Here is an 18,872-nt window from a genome sequence, read left to right as displayed (position 1 = left end):
CGTTTGTCCGGCATGTATCTGGCTTGGTACAAATCGCGGTTGAAGCGCCGGAAAAGAAAGGTAAAGACATGCCTGTTTGTGTCTTCAAGGGGGTGTTGTCTACCTACACTTTTCGGCGAAATGGACGATATATGAAGCCCTCTCGGCAAATTTTGGTGGTGGATGATGACCACGGCATCACCAGCTTGTTACAGGATTACCTGTCGGGTTTTGAGTTTTGTACCCACACGGCACACGACGGACCCGGCATGCGCATGCAGCTGGCCGCACAGCCCATCGACCTGGTGGTGCTGGACATGATGCTGCCCGGCATCGACGGTCTGAGCCTGACCCGTGAGCTGCGCCAGCGTTCCCGCATTCCCATCATCATGTTGACGGCGTGCTCGAATTCGCACGACCGGGTGCTGGCGCTGGAGATGGGGGCCGACGACTACATGAGCAAGCCCTTCGAGCCGCGCGAGCTGGTGGCACGCATCAAGACCGTGCTGCGCCGCGCTGCCACCGTGCACGACCGGATACTGCAGGAGGTGGGCAGCGACGTGGTGCACTTCGACCAATGGGTGCTGCACCGCCATGAGCGGCGGTTGACTTCGCCCACCGGCCTGGTCGTGCCCTTGTCGAATGCCGAATTCCGCCTGCTGTGTACCTTCTTGAGCCGGCCGCGCCGCTTGCTGAGCCGCGACCAGCTGATGGAGCAGGCGCGGGGCCGGGCGATGGATGCGTTCGAGCGCAGCATCGATCTGCTGGTGTCGCGGCTGCGGCAGAAGCTGCGCGAGTCGCCGGATGCGCCGTCCATCATCAAAACCGTGCGCGGCGCGGGCTATATGTTCAACGCCAGGTCGGTGCAGGGCCAGCCCGCGTGGCCGCTCTGAGGCGTTTACTTCGGCGCCTGTTGCCGTCCAGCCTGTTTGGGCGGCTGGCTTTGCTGCTGTCGGCTGCGGTGCTGGCCGGCCATGGGCTGGCGTTGACCATGCTGTTCCAGCTGGGCCCACCGCCGGACCGGCGCATGGAGCCGCCCCCCACGGCGCCAGCGCTGATGCGCCCGGTGTCCAAGCCTTTCATCGAATTCCACCGGCAACCGCCGCCACCTCCGCCCGAAATGGCGGCGGCCGGCTTTCCCAGCTTGCCGGGCCTGTGGCTGGACATTGGAGTGCGCGTGGCGGCTCTGGTGGCGGCGGCCTGGATTGGCGCGCGCTGGCTGTCGGCGCCGATCCGCCGCCTGGCTAGCGCTGCCAAGGCCTTGGGCCAGGATCTTGACCACCCGCCGCTGCCGGAGGTTGGGCCGTCGGAGTGCCGCGATGCGAGCCGTTTGTTCAACCAGATGCAGTCGCAGATCCGCCAGCAGCTGAACGAGAGCGACCGCTTTGTCGCTGCGGTATCCCACGACCTGCGCACGCCGTTGACGCGCTTGCGGCTGCGTGCCGAGGCCTTGGGCGACTGCGCCCAAAAGCACGCTTTCCAGCACGACATCGTGCAGATGGACCAGATGATCACCGCCACGCTGGACTATCTGCGCGGTACCGCGCAAGAAGAACCTTTGGTGCTGCTGGATGTGCAATCCCTGGTCGAGTGCCTGGCCGACGACCAACTGGCCGTGGGCCACGAGGTCAGCGTTGGTGGCGTGGCCGCACCGCTGCCGGCGCAGCTGTCGGCCCTGCGCCGCTGCATCGGCAACCTGGTGGACAACGCCATCCGCTATGGCGGCGCGGCCCATATCCAGCTGCTGGACAGTGCCGAGCGGCTGTGCATCGAGGTACATGACCGCGGGCCGGGCCTGCCCGAGTCGGAGCTGGGCAAGGTGCTGGCGCCGTTCTACCGCTTCGAGTTGCCGCGCTACGGCCAGCGCGGCCAGGTTGGTAGGGATATCGGCGTGGGCCTGGGCCTGTCGATTGCGCACGACATTGCGCGCCGGCACCAGGGTGCGCTGCAGCTGCGCAATGGCGAGACTGCCGGGCTGGTCGCCAGCCTGCAGCTGCCGCGTCAGCCGGCCTGACCGTCCGCTGGTTCGTCCGCCACGCGGCGAAAGCGCGGCTGGCGCAGGCCGTCAATCACCACTTCTTCCAGAAACATGGCTGCCGGGCGTACCCACAGGCCGTGCTCGCCGTACAGGGCGCGGTACAGGGTCATGGGCTCCAGCGTCTCGCTGTGGCGCACCGTGCCGACCACGTCGTAGAGCATGCCCTTGTAGTGGCGGTAGCGGCCGGGCGGGGTGGTGATGAGTGGGGGGAGGTTGGCGTCGGACATGGCTAGTGCTGGCTTGAAAAGGGCGGCGTGGGACAATCGGGGTTATGCATCCTAAAGACTTCCTCGACGAGTGTTCTGAACTCGTCCGCCTCGCACTCCAATTTGAACATCCCGCCGACTCGGTGGTTTCGCGGTTTTTCCGCGACAACCGCTCGCTGGGCCCACGCGAGCGCGCCACCCTGGCCGAAACCGTGTACACGGTGCTGCGCAAGAAACTGTTGTTCGACCACCTGGCGCCTTCGGGCAGCGGCTCCAAGCAGCGCCGGCTGGCGATTCTGGGCTTCCATGGCCCGCGCGACTTCCTGTACGCAGCTCTGACCGACCAGGAAAAGACCTGGCTGGAGAACTGCGACCAGGTCAAGACCGAAGACCTGCTGGATCGGCACCGCCACAACCTGCCCGAGTGGCTGGTGCAGCCGCTGAAAGAGCAGCTGAAAGACGAGTTCTGGCCGCTGGTGGAAAGCCTGGTCCACGGCGCCGGCCTGGATTTGCGCGTCAATGCCTTGAACGCCAAGCGCGACGATGTGCAAAAAGAGCTGGCCAAGGCCGGCATCCAGTCGGTCGCCACCCCGTATTCGCCCATGGGCCTGCGCCTGACCGACAAGCCCGCGCTGACCAAGCTGGATGCCTTCACACGGGGCGCCATCGAGGTGCAGGACGAAGGTTCGCAGTTGCTGGCCCTGTTGCTCGACGCCAAGCGCGGCGAGATGGTGGTCGATTTCTGTGCCGGTGCGGGTGGCAAAACCCTGGCTATCGGTGCGGGCATGCGCAACACTGGGCGCTTGTACGCTTTCGATACCTCGGGCCACCGGCTGGACGCACTTAAGCCCCGGTTGGCGCGCAGTGGCTTGTCGAACGTGCATCCCGCCGCCATCGCCCACGAGCGCGATGACCGCATCAAACGCCTGAGCGGCAAGATCGACCGCGTGCTGGTCGATGCGCCGTGTTCCGGCCTGGGCACCCTGCGCCGGAACCCGGACATGAAGTGGCGCCAATCGCCCAAGGCGGTGGAGGAGCTGGTGGTCAAGCAGACCGCGATTCTGCAAAGCGCCTCGCGCCTGCTCAAGTCGGGCGGACGCTTGGTGTATGCCACCTGCAGCATCCTGCCCGCGGAAAACGAAGAGATCGCGCTGGCGTTCTCGGCTGCGAATCCAGATTTCGTACCCCTTGAAACCGCCGAAGTACTGACCCATCTAAAGGTGGAAAACGCGGCCAGCCTGTGCAGTGGCCCGGTCAGCGGCGGCGAATTTTTGCGCCTGTGGCCGCACCGGCATGGCACGGACGGCTTCTTTGCGGCGGTTTGGCAGAAGAAATAACACGCTTACCCGTGTGCAACTAGGGGCGGGGCACTAGGTAAATTCAGGCCTCTAACTTAGAATAGAAGGCTTGCCGGCTTTTTTGTACAGCTCCGGCTTTATTAAAACATTGAGGCTATTTACCTATGTTGTTACCCGATTGGGCTGTGTTGAATGCAGCTGTTGACTGGCTTTCCAACGGACTGTTGAACCTGTCCTGGTGGGAAATCGTGTTGTACACGCTGGTCACCACCCACATCACGATTGCCAGCATCACCATCTACCTGCACCGCCACCAGGCGCACCGGGCGATGGATTTGCACGCGCTGCCAGCCCACTTTTTCCGTTTCTGGCTCTGGCTGGCGACCGGCCAGGTGACAAAGGAGTGGGTGTCTATCCACCGCAAGCACCACGCCAAGTGCGAAACCAAGGACGACCCGCACAGCCCTGTGGCGCACGGCATCAAGACCGTGTTCTGGACCGGTGCCGAGCTGTACCGCAAGGAATCCAAGAACCTGGAAACCATCGCCAAATTCAGCCACGGCTGCCCGAACGACTGGATTGAACGCAACCTGTACAGCCGCTTTAGCTGGCAAGGCGTGGGCCTGATGCTGATTTTGAACCTGGCACTGTTTGGTGCCGCCGGTTTGACCGTCTGGGCCATCCAGATGGTGTGGACGCCATTCTGGGCTGCCGGTGTCATCAACGGTATTGGCCACTACTTTGGCTACCGCAACTTTGAAGCTCCTGATGCCAGCACGAACATTTCGCCCTGGGGCATCATCATTGGTGGCGAAGAGTTGCACAACAACCACCATACCTATCCCACGTCGGCCAAGTTCTCGGTGAAGCCCTACGAATTCGATATTGGTTGGATGTACATCTGTGCCCTGGAAAAGGTCGGCCTGGCCAAGGTCAAGAAGACCCCGCCCAAGCTGCAACTGGGTGCTATCAAGCCCGTGGCCGACGAAAAGACGCTAGAAGCGCTGATCGCCAACCGTTACGAAGTCATGGCCGGTTTCGCCCGCGAAATGCGCCAAGCCTGCAAGGCCGAGCTGGAAACCATCAAGGCCCGCCAGGGAGACGTATCGGCCTTGCAAGCAGCCAAGCGCTGGATCCACCGCGATGCCGAGAAGGTGCCCGCTGCCGCCCAACCGCATCTGGCCCAGGCCCGTGCTGCCCACCCCGTGCTCGACAAGATGGTGGTGATGCGCGAAGAACTGCGCCAAATGTGGCTCAACACCTCGCAGTCGCGTGAACAGCTGACCGCCGACCTGCAAGCCTGGTGCCACCGCGCCGAAAGCAGTGGTATTGAAGCGCTGCAAAAGTTCTCGATGAAACTGCGTGCCGCCCACGCCTGATCGAGTTCACGACTCTCCAAGTAAAAAGCCCGCAATAGCGGGCTTTTTACTTTCCTAGCCCCACACGTCCAGCGGCGGCTCGGTGGCCACGGCCCGCAAGATGTCGGTGCGTGACACAAAGCCGATGACCGTGCCGCCTTCGTCGACCACCGGCAGGCCGGGCAGCCCGGTGTCGAGCAGCACCTGGGCGACGCGGCGGATGTCAGTGTCGGACGAAACGCTGGCGACCGGCGTCCACATGGTCCCGGATACCGGCTGGGCCATGCGCGTCGCCCAATCGTTGGCGTCCAATGGCACGGCGGCGTCTGGCGTGGAGGCGACGACCCGGCCAGGGCGGAATAGATCAGCCCGCAGCAGGATTCCCACCAAATGGGCATTCGCGTCCAGCACCGGCACCTGGGCGATCCGGTGTTGCGCCATCAGGTCGGCCGCTTCGGCCAGCGGGGTGTCGGCGCGGGTGGTGACGGCCGGCTGGGTCATCAACAGGCCGACCCGGTCCAGCGGCTGGCGCGGTGTGTCGGGCTGGCTGGTCTGGGCGTAGGCGGCGACGGCGGTACTCGGCAGCAGTGGCATGGGCGCCGACGTGGCCGGCTCTACCGGCGTATTCTGCAGCTCCGGCAGCAGCTCCATATCGTTGGGCTCGATGCGGCGCATGCGTGCAATCGCATGGACCTTGTCGATATGCCGCAGCTGTTCCATGGTGCCGGTAAACACCCGACCCGTAACCCCGTAGACCGAAAACATGGACCAAGCCCTCCTGTGCTGGCGCAAATTACCACAACAGCCGCGCCGGGGCTAGCTTAGTCCGGTTCCGGCAGGCACTGCGATTGGGCGGCGGCCAGCACCCGGGCGCTCGCATCCTCGACCCAGCCGATGACACGCAGCCGGGCGGCTTGTGCGCCTTCGGGCACGGCCAGCGGGCGGATTTCCTTCCAGCTGCCGGCGGCAGCGTTCCAGTCCAGCACCAGCGTGTTGCGCACCAGGTTGCGCTCCACCGGCGTGCCGTCGGTGCCGGCAGCAATGGTTTCCACCAGCGCCAGCCAGGCGGTCAGCGGGCCGTGGATCGACCCGGCGGGCTGTAACTCGATAGAGGTGCCGATATAGCCGCCCAGCGCCGGCCCACGGGCCACCCGCAGCAGGGCATTGCTGAGCTGCAGCGGGGCAGCTGGAAGCTCGGCCTGGCCCAGGGCCTGCAGCCGGTCCAGCCCGTCCTGGCGGGCCGCGGCGGACAAGGGGGCGTCGTCGCCCTGGGCGCTGGGCACGATCCAGTCCAGTGCTACGGTGCCCGCGCCCGGCTGGGCCGCCTGCGGGTCGGACCAGCAGCTTTCACAATCGGCGCTGGTAAAGCGTTCCAGCAAGGCGGCGGGCGCCGGCTGGCCGTCGCTGGAGCAGGCCTGCTGGGCCCAGGCTGCAGGACTCAATGCCAGCAGCAGGGCGGCTTTCCAGAGGGGAGGGGTGGCAGACATGGGGGTTCCTACAATCGGGTGATGTTTTCAGCAAATACTAACTTCGTCGCAGACAACGCTCCGCTCTTACACAACCTGAACCCGGAGCAGCTGGCGGCGGTCACCTTGCCGACCGGGCATGCGCTGATTCTGGCCGGGGCGGGCTCCGGCAAGACCCGCGTGCTCACCACCCGCATTGCCTGGCTGCTGCAGACCGGCCGGGTCACCCCTGGCGGCATCCTGGCCGTGACCTTTACCAACAAGGCTGCCAAGGAGATGGTGGTCCGCCTGGGCACCATGCTGCCGGTGAATGTGCGCGGCATGTGGATAGGCACTTTCCACGGCCTGTGCAACCGCCTGCTGCGCGCGCACTACAAATTGGCCAACCTGCCGCAGTCCTTTCAGATTCTGGACACCCAGGACCAGCTCAGCGCCATCAAAAGGTTGATGAAGCAATTCAATATAGACGACCAGCAATACCCTGCCAAACAGACCCAGTGGTTCATAAGTAACTGCAAGGAAGAGGGTTTGCGCCCCGACGCGGTAGAGGGCCACGACCCGCAGACCCGCAAGAAGGTCGAAATCTATGCGCTGTACGAAGAACAATGCCAGCGTGAAGGCGTTGTCGATTTTGGCGAGCTGATGCTACGCAGTTACGAACTGTTGCGCGACCACGACTCGGTGCGCGAGCACTACCAGCGGCGTTTCCGCCACATCCTGATCGACGAGTTCCAGGACACCAACAAGCTGCAGTACGCCTGGATCAAGATGCTCAGCGGCTACGGCGCCAAGGACCTGGCGGCCGGCACCGCCATCCCCGGCGGCAGCGTGCTGGCGGTGGGCGACGACGACCAGTCCATCTACGCCTTCCGCGGCGCGCGGGTTGGCAATATGGCCGACTTTGTGCGCGAATTCGGTGTCACCCAGCAGATCAAGCTCGAGCAAAACTACCGCAGTTTCAGCAACATCCTGGACTCGGCCAACCACCTGATCAGCCACAACAGCAACCGCCTTGGCAAAGACCTGCGCACCGACCAGGGCCCGGGCGAGCCGGTGCGCGTGGTGGAAAGCCCGCGCGACCTGGACGAAGCCCAGTGGATCGTTGACGAGGTCAAACAACTGGTGCGCGACGGCATGTCGCGCCAGGAAATCGCCGTGCTGTACCGCAGCAATGCGCAAAGCCGGGTCATCGAGACCGCGCTGTTCAACGCCGCCATTCCCTACCGGGTTTTTGGCGGCCTGCGCTTCTTTGAGCGCGCCGAAATCAAGCATGCGCTGGCCTATCTGCGCCTGCTGGAGAACCCGAACGACGACACCAGCTTCCTGCGGGTGGTCAACTTCCCGCCGCGCGGCATCGGTGCGCGCAGCCTGGAGATCTTGCAGGACACGGCCCGCAGCAGCGGCTGCTCGCTGCACGACGCGGTGAGCGCGATACCCGGCAAGGCTGGCGCCAACTTCGGCGCCTTTGTGGCCAAGCTCGACGTGCTGCGCGAGCAAAGCCAGGGCCTGAGCCTGCGCGAGATCATCGACCTGGTGCTGGACCACAGCGGCCTGCTGGCCCACTTCAAGGCCGACCGCGAAGGCGAAGACCGGGTCGAGAATCTGGAAGAGCTGGTCAACGCCGCCGAAAGCTTTGTCTCGCAGCAAGGCTTTGGCCGCGACGCCGTGGCCTTGCCGGTGGACGAGCTGGGCGTCGCCCTGAGCCAGTCGCCGGCCAGCCAGGGCCTGGACCCGAACGCCCCGGCGGTCGAGGGCTTCATCGACCAGGACAGCGGCGAAACCCTGTCGCCGCTGGCGGCCTTTTTGACCCACGCGGCGCTGGAAGCCGGCGACAACCAGGCCAAGGCCGGGCAAGACGCGGTGCAGCTGATGACCGTGCATTCGGCCAAGGGCCTGGAGTTCGACGCGGTGTTTGTCGGCGGCATGGAAGAGGGCTTGTTCCCGCACGAAAACTCGCTCAGCGACCGCCAAGGCCTGGAAGAAGAGCGCCGCCTGATGTACGTGGCCATCACCCGCGCGCGCCAGCGCTTGTACCTGAGCTTTTCGCAAAGCCGCTTGCTGCACGGCCAGACCCGCTACAACCCGCGCAGCCGCTTCTTCGAGGAGCTGCCCGAGTCTGCGCTGAAGTGGATCACCTCCAAGACCTCGGGTTACGGGTCTTCCAGTTTTACTCCTAAATCCATAGCTGGTGGCGCAGGTGGATACAGCGCTGGAGGCCGATTTAACAAAGAAGATGCGCCTTTCGCCAGCCCGCCCGTCCCGCCGCAAAAAGAGGCGCCCAGCCACGGCCTGCGCGTCGGCATGAAGGTGTTCCACACCAAGTTCGGCGAAGGCAAGGTCAATCTGCTGGAAGGCAAGGGCGACGATGCGCGTGCGCAAATCAACTTCCCGCGCCACGGCGTGAAGTGGCTGGCGCTCAGCGTGGCCAAATTGACGCCGGTGCCGTAACGGCTTTGTCGTCATAGCGTCATACACGGCGTGCAGCATGGTGGGCATCCCATCCAAGGAGCCCGCCATGTCAGACCTGCAAGAATTCCACGTTGGCGACTGTGTTGTGTCGCTGTTCGCCAAGCCCATGATCGACGGTACCTGGCTGGCCAAGGTCGGCATCGCGCTGCACTACGGCATGCCCATCCCCAGCGAACGCGTGTTCAGCTTCGACAACCCTTTCACCTCCGAAGACACGGCCCTGGCCCATGCCCGCGAGCAGGGCATGCGCATGGCGCGCGACCCGGTGGCCTATCTGCAAATGGCGGCTTGAGGTTTCTTCAGCCCATAACCTGCGGCTGAGCGCTGCCATCGGGCAGTGCGCGGTTATCTCGTTGCGACCGTTGCGGATTCCTGGGGTTGCCAACCGCCGCCGAGCGCCTTGAAGGCCGCAACCGCCGCGCGTGCGGATTCGGTTTGCGCTTGCGCCTGCATGTCGGAGGCCCGCAGCAGGTTCTCGTCGGCTTGCAGGACTTCGGTAATGCTGACGACGCCTTTCTGGTAGGCCGCAAACGATGCCCCCCGGGCTCTGCTGAGCGAGCCCACGCCTTGCGCCAGTATGTCGACCTGGTCCTCGCGTTTTACCAGGGCTGAAAACGCGTTTTCCACATCTTCGGTAGCCCGCAGCACCGCGAGCCGATAGCTGGCCAGCGCCTCGGCTTCCTGGCCCTTGGCCAGACCAATCTGCGCGTTGATGCGGCCGAAGTCAAACAGGCGCCAGCGCAGGCCCAGCACGCCGGCGGCCTGGCTTGCGCCGCTGGTGAACAGGTTGCCGCCAGATACCGATGTCGCGCTGCCGATCAGTCCACTGAAGGAGAGCTTGGGGTAGTACTCGGCGATGGCCATGCCGATGCGCGCGTTCGACGCAGCCAGTCGGCGTTCGGCCACGATCAGATCGGGCCGGCGCCGGAGCAAATCGCCCGGTGAGCCGGTAGCTGCGATCTGCGGGGCGGCCGGAATTGCGCCAGCATTTGCCAGCGCCTCCCGGTGCGTGCCGGGCGGTGTACCCAGCATCACGTCCAGCGCATGCATGGCCGTATCGAGCCCTGCTTCGAGGACCGGTAGCGATGCCCGCACTTGGGAAAGCGCGCCCTCGACCTGCCGCACCTGCAGCTCGGCCGCCAGTCCCTTGCTATACAGCAGATGGGTGGTGGAGAGCAGATCCTGTTGTGTCTGCACCTGCCTACGGGCCACGTCAAGCCGGGTTTGCAACCCGCGGATGCTGATGTAGATGTCGGCGGTCTGCGCCGCCACCGCCAGTCGTGTTGCCGTAGCGCCAGCTTCCGAAGCCTGGTACTCGGCCAATGCGGCTTCCCGTCCGCGGCGCAGGCCACCGAATAGGTCCAGTTCCCAGCCTACGCCGAGGTTGGCCTCATAGGCGTTGCCGTAGCGGTCGAAACTGGGCCTTGAATTCAGAACTTGCCCCAACGGCGTTTCGATCGACTGGTAGGCCCGCGCACCCTGGGCAGTGATGTTGCCGGAAGGCAGTAGCGCGGCATTCGCTGCGCCGAGCCCCGACTGCGCCTGAGCGACGCGGGCGGACGCCTGCGCGAGATCCAGATTTTGTTCTAGCGCGAGTGTGACAAAGTGGCTTAGTTGTGGATCGCCGAAGCCTTTCCACCACGTGACGAGGTCGGCGGTAACGGTGGCATGCCGTTGCGCCACCGCCGTTTCACCCAGGTAGCGATCTGGCATGGGTGTGTCGGGCCTGGCATAGTCCGGTCCGACAGCGCAACCGGCTGAAAGGCTGGCGATGGCCAGTATGAGGAGAGTGCGTTTTAGCATGGGCATCTTCCGCTAAGTGAGTGGGCATGTTGAATGAGTGTGTTGTGACTATATTACAATATGGTCACTAGTTGTGCAAGTTTATGACAAGGGTTAAGCTGTTGGGTATGAATAAAGCAACTACTGCGGCGAGCACGGGGCGCGGCCCGGCCGATCACGATGTGCGGGACCAGATCGTCACCGCCGCTACCGACCACTTCCGTCTGTATGGCTACGAGAAGACGACGGTCTCTGATCTCGCCAAAGCCATCGGGTTTTCCAAGGCCTACATCTACAAGTTCTTCGAATCCAAGCAGGCCATCGGCGAACTGATTTGTGCAAATTGCCTGCAGCAGATCGAAGCAGATGTCAAAGCCGCGATTGACGGAACCGACCGCCCGCCAGAGAAGCTGCGGCGCATGTTCAAGGCCGTGGTCGAGTCCAGTCTTCGCCTGTTCTTTGACAATCGCAAGCTCTACGACATTGCAGCCTCGGCCGCTGGTGAGCACTGGGAGGCGGTGCGCGTGTTCGAGGAGCGCATCCAGGCCATGCTGCAAGACATCCTGCGCCAAGGGCGCGAGAGCGAGGAGTTTGAGCGCAAAACACCGCTGGATGAGACAGCAGCGGCCATCCAATTGGTCATGCGCCCCTACCTGAATCCGCTGCTGCTGCAATACAACTTCGATTACGCCGAGCACGCACCGGCCCAACTTTCCAGCTTGGTGCTGCGCAGTCTGTCACCGTAAGTGGGCTAAATTTATTTAGTGACTATTGACAAATATAGTCACTAGAAACACAATGAAATCCTGTTTAGTTCTTTTACGGGATTTCTATGCTCCGCCGCCGCCTCGCCTTAACTGCTCTCGTCTCCGCGTTGCCGTTTGCCTTGATCGCATGCAACGAGAAGACGCCGCCTGACCCACGCACCGCAGTCCCACTGGTGCGCGTGGCGACCGTGCAGGGCGCGGCCTCCGCGTCTCGCAGCTTCACCGGCACCGTTGCTGCCCGGGTGCAAAGCGATATGGGCTTTCGGGTTGCCGGCAAGGTGCTGGAACGGCTGGTGGATGCGGGGCAAACCGTCAAACGCGGGCAAGCGCTGATGCGCATCGACCCCGTCGACCTGAAGCTCGCAGCCCATGCGCAGCAAGAAGCGGTCGCCGCCGCCCGGGCAAGGGCGCAGCAAACCGCAGAGGACGAGGCCCGCTACCGCGACCTGCGCGGTACGGGCGCCATATCGGCTTCAGCTTACGACCAGGTCAAGGCCGCGGCAGATACCGCCAGAGCCCAGCTGAATGCGGCCGAAGCCCAGGCTGAAGTCGCACGTAACGCCAGCCGCTACACCGAGCTGGTGGCAGATGCCGATGGCGTTGTGATGGAAACGCTGGTCGAACCCGGCCAGGTCGTCAACGCGGGGCAAGTCACGCTGCGCCTCGCCCATGCCGGACGCCGCGAAGCCATCGTCCAGCTGCCAGAAACCTTGCGTCCTGCAGCCGGCTCCATCGGCCAGGCCACGCTCTTTGGCAAAGAAGGCGTGACGGTTGCAAGCAAACTGCGGCAACTGTCGGATACCGCCGACCGGCAGACCCGCACCTTCGAAGCCAGGTATGTGCTGGAGGGAGAACTGTCCAACGCTCCCTTGGGCAGCACGGTCACGATCCAGATTCCCGAGGCCCAGTCCGCTGCGCAAGACGGCTTGCGGGTGCCGATGGGCTCGCTGTTCGATGCGGGCAAAGGGCCGGGGGTGTGGGTGATCGAAGGTGAACCGGCAAAGGTGTCCTGGCGGCCAGTCAAAGTCCAGCGCCTGGACGACGATAGTGCGCGCGTCGCGGGTTCGCTCAAGCAAGGCGACCGAATCGTCGCCCTGGGCACGCACCTGTTGCGCGAAGGCGAGCAAGTGCGCGTGGCGGGTCAGGCTACCGCCGTCGCAGGGGCGCAGCCATGAGCGAGGGCCGTTTCAATCTGTCGGCGCTCGCGGTGCGCGAGCGCTCCATCACTTTGTTTCTGATCTGCCTGATCTCGTTGGCCGGGCTGGTTTCGTTCTTCAAGCTGGGGCGGGCAGAAGACCCCTCCTTCACGATCAAGGTGATGACCATCGTCACCGCCTGGCCTGGCGCCACGGCGCAGGAAATGCAGGACCAAGTCGCCGAGAAGCTGGAAAAGCGCCTGCAGGAACTGCGCTGGTACGAACGTGCCGAGACCTTCACACGGCCTGGTCTGGCCTTTACCACCTTGACCTTGCTCGACAGCACACCACCTGCGGAGGTGGAAAAGGAGTTCTACCAGGCCCGCAAGAAGGTCGGCGATGAGGCCGGCAACCTTCCGTCTGGCGTGATCGGACCGATGGTCAACGACGAATACTCGGACGTCACCTTTGCGCTGTTCGCGCTCAAAGCCAAGGGCGAGCCACAGCGTCTGCTGGTACGCGACGCAGAGACACTGCGCCAGCGGCTGTTGCACGTGGCAGGCGTCAAGAAGGTCAACATCGTTGGCGAGCAGTCCGAGCGCATTTATATCGAGTTCTCGCATGAGCGCCTGGCAACGCTGGGCGTCAGCCCGCAGGAAGTATTCGCCGCGCTGAATAGCCAGAACGCGCTGACGCCGGCCGGCTCCGTGGAAACCAAGGGGCCGCAGGTGTTTATCCGCCTGGATGGCGCTTTCGATGAGTTGCAAAAGATCCGTGATACGCCGGTCATGGCACAAGGCCGCACGCTGAAGCTGTCGGACATCGCCACCGTCCAGCGCGGCTACGAAGACCCGGCTACTTTCATGATCCGCAACGGAGGCGAGCCCGCGCTGCTGTTGGGTGTCGTCATGCGCGACGGTTGGAACGGGCTCGACCTGGGCAAGGCGCTGGACAGCGAAGTCAGTGCCATCAATGCCGAGCAACCTCTGGGCATGAGTTTGGCCAAAGTGACCGACCAAGCCGTCAACATCGGTTCGGCCGTCGACGAGTTCATGGTCAAGTTTTTTGCCGCGCTGCTGGTAGTGATGGTGGTGTGCTTTGTGAGCATGGGCTGGCGCGTCGGCGTCGTGGTCGCCGCGGCCGTACCGCTGACGCTGGCGGCAGTCTTCATGGTGATGCTTGCGACGGGCAAGAACTTCGACCGCATCACCCTGGGCTCGTTGATTCTGGGGCTGGGCCTGCTGGTGGACGACGCCATCATCGCCATCGAAATGATGGTGGTCAAAATGGAAGAGGGTTACAGCCGCGTGGCCGCCTCCGCCTATGCGTGGAGCCATACCGCGGCGCCCATGCTCTCGGGCACGCTGGTCACGGCGGTCGGCTTCATGCCCAATGGCTTCGCTCCGTCCACCGCCGGCGAATACACCAGCAATATGTTCTGGATCGTCGGCATTGCGTTGATCGCGTCCTGGGTGGTGGCCGTGGTTTTTACCCCTTACCTGGGCGTCAAGATGCTGCCGGATCTCAAGAAGGTCGAAGGCGGGCACGACGCGATGTACAACACCCCGCGCTACAACCGCTTCCGCCAGGTGCTGGGGCGCGTCATCGCACGCAAGTGGCTGGTCGCCGGTTCGGTGGTGGGGCTTTTCGTGGTGGCCGTGCTCGGCATGGGTGTGGTCAAGAAGCAGTTCTTCCCGATCTCCGACCGGCCTGAGGTGCTGGTGGAAGTGCAGATGCCCTATGGCACGTCGATCACGCAGACCAGTGCCGCCACGGCGAAGGTGGAAGCCTGGCTGGCCAAGCAAGAGGAAGCCAAGATCGTCACCTCTTACATCGGCCAGGGCGCGCCGCGCTTCTTCTTCTCGATGGGGCCCGAGCTTCCCGATCCCTCATTTGCCAAGGTCGTGGTCCGTACCGATAACCAAGATGAGCGCGACGCGTTGAAGAACCGACTGCGCCAGGCGATTGCCGATGGCCTGGCCCCCGAGGCACGCGTGCGCGTTACGCAGCTGGTATTCGGCCCGTATTCGCCATTTCCGGTGGCCTACCGTGTCACGGGACCGGACCCGGAAAAGCTGCGCGATATTGCGGCCGAGGTGCAGCAAGTCATGACTGCCAGCCCGATGATGCGTACGGTGAACTCAGACTGGGGCACACGCACACCCACGCTGCACTTCAACCTGCAGCAAGACCGCTTGCAGGCGGTCGGGCTGACCTCGAGTGCCGTGGCACAGCAACTGCAATTCTTGTTGAGCGGTGTGCCCGTGACTGCTGTGCGCGAAGACATTCGCACGGTGCAGGTGGTGGTGCGTTCGGCTGGCAATATCCGGCTCGACCCCGCCAAGATCGGCGACTTCACGCTGGCGGGCGCCAACGGGCAACGCATCCCGCTGTCGCAAGTGGGTAAGGTCGACGTGCGCATGGAAGAACCCATCATGCGCCGGCGCGACCGCGTGCCGACGATCACCGTGCGGGGCGACATTGCCGATGGTCTGCAGCCGCCCGACGTGTCGGCCGCCATCACCCAGCAGCTCCGGCCCATTATGGACAAGCTGCCGAGTGGCTATCGCGTAGAGGAAGCCGGCTCCATTGAAGAGTCTGGCAAAGCGACGAAAGCCATGCTGCCGCTGTTTCCGATCATGGCGGCGATCACCTTGCTCATTATCATCTTGCAAGTGCGCTCCATCTCCGCGATGGTCATGGTCTTCTTGACCAGCCCGCTGGGCCTGATCGGCGTGGTACCTACGCTGCTGCTGTTCCAGCAGCCGTTCGGCATCAATGCGCTGGTGGGGCTGATTGCGCTGTCGGGCATTTTGATGCGCAACACGCTGATTCTGATTGGGCAGATCCACCATAACGAGCAGGAGGGCCTGGACCCGTTCCAGGCAGTCGTCGAGGCCACCGTGCAGCGCGCCAGACCCGTTATCTTGACTGCGTTGGCCGCCATCTTTGCCTTCATGCCGCTGACCCACTCGGTGTTCTGGGGCACTCTGGCCTACACGCTGATCGGCGGCACCCTGGCGGGAACGGTCATGACCCTGGTGTTCTTGCCGGCGATGTATTCCATCTGGTTCAGGATCAAGCCCGCCCCATCGCAAAGCGGATCTACCGCTCATCCCCATCCATCCCTATAAGTAAGAACTGCCATGTCGAATCCCCAAGTTGTTGTTGTTACCGGTGTGTCGTCCGGCATCGGACGTGCCACTGCCATCCAGTTTGTCCAGCGGGGTTGCCAGGTATTGGGCACCGTGCGCAGCATTGCAAAAGCCCAGCCCATACCGGGTGTGGTGCTGGTTGAGATGGATGTCCGCGACGACGTTTCAGTACGGTGTGCGATCCAGGTCATCATCGCCGAGGTCGGGCGCATCGATGTACTAGTCAATAGCGCGGGCGGGTCGCTGATCGGAGCGACGGAGGAAACCTCGATTGCCGAAGCCCAGTCGCTGTTCGATACCAACGTGTTTGGCATCTTGCGCACTACCCAAGCGGTATTGCCGCACATGCGTAAGCAAGGCGCGGGAAGAATTGTCAACGTCAGCTCGGTGCTGGGCTTTCTTCCAGCGCCGTATATGGGGCTTTATTCCGCATCCAAGCATGCGGTTGAAGGGATGTCTGAAACCTTGGACCATGAGGTACGCAAATTCGGGATTCGCGTAGCGCTTGTCGAGCCTTCCTTTACCAGGACCAACCTGGATATCAATGCGCCCCAAACGGCTTCCAGAATCCCTGCTTATGACACGGAGCGCAGCGTCGTTTCCCAGGCAATTCAAAAAAATGTCCATAAAGCACCGGAGCCTGATGGGGTAGCCACCACGATTGTCGATGCCGCTTTGGGACCATGGAAAATGCGGCGTACGCCCAAGGGCGAGGCCTCTCTGTTGGCCAAGTTGCGCCGTTTCATGCCAGCTGGTCCCGTTGAGGCAGGCCTGCGGAAAACGTTTGGGCTTTCCTGAACCGCTGCGGCGGGCCTCAGCCTAGATCGGCACAACATGCAAAAAGCCCGCTGGCATCGCGCCAGCGGGCTTTTTGCTGTGTGGTCCCCCGCAGGGGACGCAGCCACTCAGGTGCCGATGCGGCCGCCGTCGATCTTGGTGATGACGATGGTGGCCGAGCGCGGGCGCTTGCCGGCGCCGTAGCCGGCGTTGGCCGGCCACTGGCTGGTGTACTTGGCCGGGTCGTTGACATCGGCCATCTTGGTGGTTTCGCCCGGGTGTTGGATGTTGATGAACAGCGCGCGGCCGTCCGGCGTTTCGCACAGGCCGGTGATTTCGCAGTCCTTCGGGCCGACCAAAAAGCGCTTCAGCGTAGCCGGTGTGGCGGCGCGGCCCACATAGGTGTCGATGCGTTTTTCGCTGCCGTCGGTGCGCTTATAGGCCAGGGTTTTCTTGCCGCCGTCGCCCACCTTGCCGGGCATGCCGGCCAGCAGCATGCAGTTGGTCTTGTCGGTGTAGGCGCTGTCGTCGGTCTGGATCCAGCACAGGCCGGTGGCTTCGCTGAAGGCCAGGCCATCGGGCGCCGACATATCGTTCTCGTCGGTCAGGCCGGACAGGTTGACCAGGCTCTTGTCGGCATCGGCTTCCGATGCGAACAGGTACACGTCCCACTTGAAGGCCGTGGCCGCCGGCGTGGCCTGAGCGGTGCGGATGATGTGGCCGTTGACGTTGCCCTTGCTTTCCTTGCCGTCCTTCATGTCGCTGTAGCTGCGCGGGTTGGCAGCGTCGGTGGCCATTTCGCCGTCCACCGTGCGGTTGGCGTTGTTGGTCAGGCTCATGTAGAACTCGCCAGTGCGCGGGTTGATGCCACCCCACTCGGGGCGGTCCATCTTGGTGGCGCCAGCGGCGTCGGCGGCCAGGCGGGTGAAGATGGCGATGTCGGCCGCGGTCTTGAATTCGAAGTCGGGGTTGGCGGCGATGAAGGGGTTGTTCAGCGACAGCTCCAGCCATTCGCCGCTGCCGTCGGCCTTGAACTTGGCCGCAAACAGCGTGCCCTGGTCCAGGTATTTGTCGCCGGCAGCCAGGCGGTCGGCGGGGTTGGCATCGGCCGCATCCCACTTGGCGGCGGAGACGAACTTGTACATGTATTCACCGCGGGCGTCGTCGCCCATGTAGGCCACCACGGGCTGGCCGACCACTGGCTTGGCAAAGCTCACGCTTTCGTGGGCAAAGCGGCCCAGGCCGGTGCGCTTGCGCAGCGGCTGCTGGGTGTAGGCGTCGAGCTCGACCACGTAGCCGAAGGTGTTCATTTCGTTGCGGTAGTCGTCGCGGGCGCTGGCGCCGCTGGCGCTGTTGTTCCAACGTACGTACTGGTCGGCCGTGCCCCCGCTTTCCCAGCCGTGGCGGCTGGCGGCGCCGGCATTGCGGCCGTAGCGTTGCAGGCCGGCGACCGAAGGGTCTTTCTTGCCGCGCTTGTCGTCGTCCTTGGCATCGCGGAAGAAGTAGCCGTACCAGTTTTCTTCGCCCGACACGAACGTGCCCCAAGGCGTTTTGCCGGTGCCGCAGTTGTTCAGGGTGCCGCGGCAGCGGGTGGCGTCGGGGCTGAACTTGGTCACCAGGTGCTCGCTGCCTCGGGCCGGGCCATGCACCACGGCTTCGGTCATGGTGGTGACGCGGCGGTTGAAGGCCGAGCCGGGCTGGTATTTCCAGGCGCCGCCGGCGGCAGCCACTTCGACCACCGACAGGCCGTGGATCATCAGTTCCTTGTCAACCTCGGAGGCGGGGCGGGGCAGGCTGGTCTTGCCGCCGTTGGCATGCAGGAAGTGCGACGACAGCTTTTCGTCGGTGGTGGCTTCGTGGTTCACCGCCAGCAGGCCGCGGTTCACCGCGTTGCGCGAAGGCTTGCCGCCAGCGTCCAGGCCAAACCATTCCATGCCGTCGTGGTGGTCGCCGGCGCGCTTGTCGAAATCGATGTCGGTACCGTCGTTCTTGAAGGCCGCTGCGCCGCCCAGAATCGGGTCGCCCAGGGCGTAAATGATCTCCACCTTGTAGCCGGCCGGCACCGTCACCACGTCGGCCAGGCCCTTGGGCACGGCATTGAAGGCCAGCAGGCGCTCGTTGCCCGCACCCATGCTTTGTACCGTGCTATCCGTCGCGCAGCCGGTCAAGGCCACGCCGCCCAGCAGGCCGGTGGCCAGCGTGCCGACACCGCCGCCCAGCAGCTTGCGGCGGCTCAGGCGGGTGTCCAGCACCGCGTCGAAATGCGGGTTGGCCGAGCGGTTGGAGTCTTCGTCGTTGAAGTCGATGCGGGTGTCTGTGGTCATGGTCGTGGGTTGGTATGTAAACCGCGCGATCATCCTTGTCGCATGTGACAAAACCGTGAAATACCCGTGACAAAAGTAAACGACGCGGATGGCTGGTTTTTAATTCAATACTTCAAT

General features: G+C 63.7%; 15 protein-coding genes. 10 read left to right on the top strand and 5 right to left on the bottom strand.

Going from position 1 to position 18,872, the window contains the following annotated elements; all coding sequences use genetic code 11:
• Positions 1-131: 131 nt before the first annotated feature.
• Together BLT66_RS12490 and BLT66_RS12485 are read left to right on the top strand one after the other, a co-directional pair.
• Positions 132-872 (top strand): response regulator, encoded by a 741-nt coding sequence (locus tag BLT66_RS12490; protein ID WP_092758045.1) that lies wholly within the window; start codon positions 132-134, stop codon positions 870-872.
• The gene (locus tag BLT66_RS12485; RefSeq protein ID WP_092758044.1) at positions 860-1,993 is read left to right on the top strand and encodes an ATP-binding protein; all 1,134 of its coding nucleotides are present in this window, start codon (positions 860-862) and stop codon (positions 1,991-1,993) included. The genes BLT66_RS12490 and BLT66_RS12485 overlap by 13 nt, the downstream gene beginning before the upstream one ends.
• On the opposite strand, the gene BLT66_RS12480 is transcribed toward BLT66_RS12485, so the two are convergent.
• Entirely contained in the window at positions 1,981-2,244 is a 264-nt protein-coding gene (locus tag BLT66_RS12480; protein ID WP_092758043.1) for a DUF1653 domain-containing protein, read from the bottom strand. The two genes, BLT66_RS12485 and BLT66_RS12480, sit on opposite strands and share 13 nt — an antisense overlap.
• Before the next feature lie 44 nt (positions 2,245-2,288).
• Between BLT66_RS12480 and BLT66_RS12475 the strand changes: the two genes are divergently transcribed.
• Together BLT66_RS12475 and BLT66_RS12470 are read left to right on the top strand one after the other, a co-directional pair.
• The gene (locus BLT66_RS12475) at positions 2,289-3,560 is read left to right on the top strand and encodes an RsmB/NOP family class I SAM-dependent RNA methyltransferase (RefSeq protein ID WP_092758042.1); all 1,272 of its coding nucleotides are present in this window, start codon (positions 2,289-2,291) and stop codon (positions 3,558-3,560) included.
• A gap of 125 nt (positions 3,561-3,685) precedes the next feature.
• Entirely contained in the window at positions 3,686-4,900 is a 1,215-nt protein-coding gene (locus BLT66_RS12470; protein ID WP_092758041.1) for a DesA family fatty acid desaturase, read from the top strand.
• A 54-nt stretch (positions 4,901-4,954) separates the two neighbouring features.
• On the opposite strand, the gene BLT66_RS12465 is transcribed toward BLT66_RS12470, so the two are convergent.
• Positions 4,955-5,644 carry a CBS domain-containing protein gene (locus BLT66_RS12465; protein ID WP_092758040.1) on the bottom strand — a complete coding sequence of 230 codons (690 nt, stop codon included), beginning with the start codon at positions 5,642-5,644 and terminating at the stop codon, positions 4,955-4,957.
• A gap of 56 nt (positions 5,645-5,700) precedes the next feature.
• Positions 5,701-6,366, bottom strand: a complete 666-nt coding sequence (locus tag BLT66_RS12460) for a hypothetical protein (RefSeq protein WP_092758039.1) — start codon at positions 6,364-6,366, stop codon at positions 5,701-5,703.
• A gap of 21 nt (positions 6,367-6,387) precedes the next feature.
• On the opposite strand from BLT66_RS12460, the gene BLT66_RS12455 reads away from it, so the two are divergent.
• Both BLT66_RS12455 and BLT66_RS12450 read left to right on the top strand, forming a co-directional pair.
• Positions 6,388-8,793 carry a UvrD-helicase domain-containing protein gene (locus BLT66_RS12455; protein WP_092758038.1) on the top strand — a complete coding sequence of 802 codons (2,406 nt, stop codon included), beginning with the start codon at positions 6,388-6,390 and terminating at the stop codon, positions 8,791-8,793.
• Between the two features lie 67 nt (positions 8,794-8,860).
• On the top strand, positions 8,861-9,106 hold the full coding sequence (locus tag BLT66_RS12450; RefSeq protein ID WP_125473925.1) for a hypothetical protein: 246 nt from the start codon (positions 8,861-8,863) through the stop codon (positions 9,104-9,106).
• 53 nt (positions 9,107-9,159) lie between these two features.
• Here BLT66_RS12450 and BLT66_RS12445 read toward each other — a convergent pair whose 3' ends face one another.
• On the bottom strand, positions 9,160-10,617 hold the full coding sequence (locus BLT66_RS12445) for an efflux transporter outer membrane subunit (RefSeq protein ID WP_092758438.1): 1,458 nt from the start codon (positions 10,615-10,617) through the stop codon (positions 9,160-9,162).
• Positions 10,618-10,724: 107 nt separating this feature from the next.
• Here BLT66_RS12445 and BLT66_RS12440 point away from each other — a divergent pair, with 107 nt between their 5' ends.
• The 4 genes from BLT66_RS12440 (at position 10,725) to BLT66_RS12425 (ending at position 16,452) form a co-directional block, all read left to right on the top strand.
• Entirely contained in the window at positions 10,725-11,342 is a 618-nt protein-coding gene (locus tag BLT66_RS12440) for a TetR/AcrR family transcriptional regulator (protein ID WP_092758036.1), read from the top strand.
• Positions 11,343-11,428: 86 nt separating this feature from the next.
• Entirely contained in the window at positions 11,429-12,538 is a 1,110-nt protein-coding gene (locus BLT66_RS12435) for an efflux RND transporter periplasmic adaptor subunit (protein ID WP_092758035.1), read from the top strand.
• The gene (locus BLT66_RS12430) at positions 12,535-15,633 is read left to right on the top strand and encodes an efflux RND transporter permease subunit (RefSeq protein WP_092758034.1); all 3,099 of its coding nucleotides are present in this window, start codon (positions 12,535-12,537) and stop codon (positions 15,631-15,633) included. The genes BLT66_RS12435 and BLT66_RS12430 overlap by 4 nt, the downstream gene beginning before the upstream one ends.
• A 12-nt stretch (positions 15,634-15,645) precedes the next feature.
• Positions 15,646-16,452 (top strand): oxidoreductase, encoded by an 807-nt coding sequence (locus BLT66_RS12425; protein WP_092758033.1) that lies wholly within the window; start codon positions 15,646-15,648, stop codon positions 16,450-16,452.
• Between the two features lie 107 nt (positions 16,453-16,559).
• Here the strand turns inward: BLT66_RS12425 and BLT66_RS12420 are convergent, their stop codons facing one another.
• Complete coding sequence (locus BLT66_RS12420) at positions 16,560-18,755, bottom strand: PhoX family protein (protein ID WP_092758437.1); 2,196 nt, start codon at positions 18,753-18,755, stop codon at positions 16,560-16,562.
• Between the last annotated feature and the right edge of the window lie 117 nt (positions 18,756-18,872).

The organism is Rhodoferax sp. OV413, from assembly GCF_900104385.1.
Lineage (GTDB): Bacteria > Pseudomonadota > Gammaproteobacteria > Burkholderiales > Burkholderiaceae_C > Rhodoferax_B.
This window is presented reverse-complemented; position numbering and strand designations above follow the sequence as displayed.

Excerpts from the sequence above, each read along its gene's own strand:
- BLT66_RS12445 (WP_092758438.1), bottom strand. The coding sequence starts at position 10,617 with ATGCTAAAACGCACTCTCCTCATACTGGCCATCGCCAGCCTTTCAGCC.
- BLT66_RS12450 (WP_125473925.1), top strand. The coding sequence starts at position 8,861 with ATGTCAGACCTGCAAGAATTCCACGTTGGCGACTGTGTTGTGTCGCTG.
- BLT66_RS12460 (WP_092758039.1), bottom strand. The coding sequence starts at position 6,366 with ATGTCTGCCACCCCTCCCCTCTGGAAAGCCGCCCTGCTGCTGGCATTG.
- BLT66_RS12425 (WP_092758033.1), top strand. The coding sequence starts at position 15,646 with ATGTCGAATCCCCAAGTTGTTGTTGTTACCGGTGTGTCGTCCGGCATC.
- BLT66_RS12435 (WP_092758035.1), top strand. The coding sequence starts at position 11,429 with ATGCTCCGCCGCCGCCTCGCCTTAACTGCTCTCGTCTCCGCGTTGCCG.
- BLT66_RS12475 (WP_092758042.1), top strand. The coding sequence starts at position 2,289 with ATGCATCCTAAAGACTTCCTCGACGAGTGTTCTGAACTCGTCCGCCTC.
- BLT66_RS12430 (WP_092758034.1), top strand. The coding sequence starts at position 12,535 with ATGAGCGAGGGCCGTTTCAATCTGTCGGCGCTCGCGGTGCGCGAGCGC.
- BLT66_RS12490 (WP_092758045.1), top strand. The coding sequence starts at position 132 with ATGAAGCCCTCTCGGCAAATTTTGGTGGTGGATGATGACCACGGCATC.
- BLT66_RS12465 (WP_092758040.1), bottom strand. The coding sequence starts at position 5,644 with ATGTTTTCGGTCTACGGGGTTACGGGTCGGGTGTTTACCGGCACCATG.
- BLT66_RS12480 (WP_092758043.1), bottom strand. The coding sequence starts at position 2,244 with ATGTCCGACGCCAACCTCCCCCCACTCATCACCACCCCGCCCGGCCGC.
- BLT66_RS12470 (WP_092758041.1), top strand. The coding sequence starts at position 3,686 with ATGTTGTTACCCGATTGGGCTGTGTTGAATGCAGCTGTTGACTGGCTT.
- BLT66_RS12440 (WP_092758036.1), top strand. The coding sequence starts at position 10,725 with ATGAATAAAGCAACTACTGCGGCGAGCACGGGGCGCGGCCCGGCCGAT.
- BLT66_RS12455 (WP_092758038.1), top strand. The coding sequence starts at position 6,388 with ATGTTTTCAGCAAATACTAACTTCGTCGCAGACAACGCTCCGCTCTTA.
- BLT66_RS12420 (WP_092758437.1), bottom strand. The coding sequence starts at position 18,755 with ATGACCACAGACACCCGCATCGACTTCAACGACGAAGACTCCAACCGC.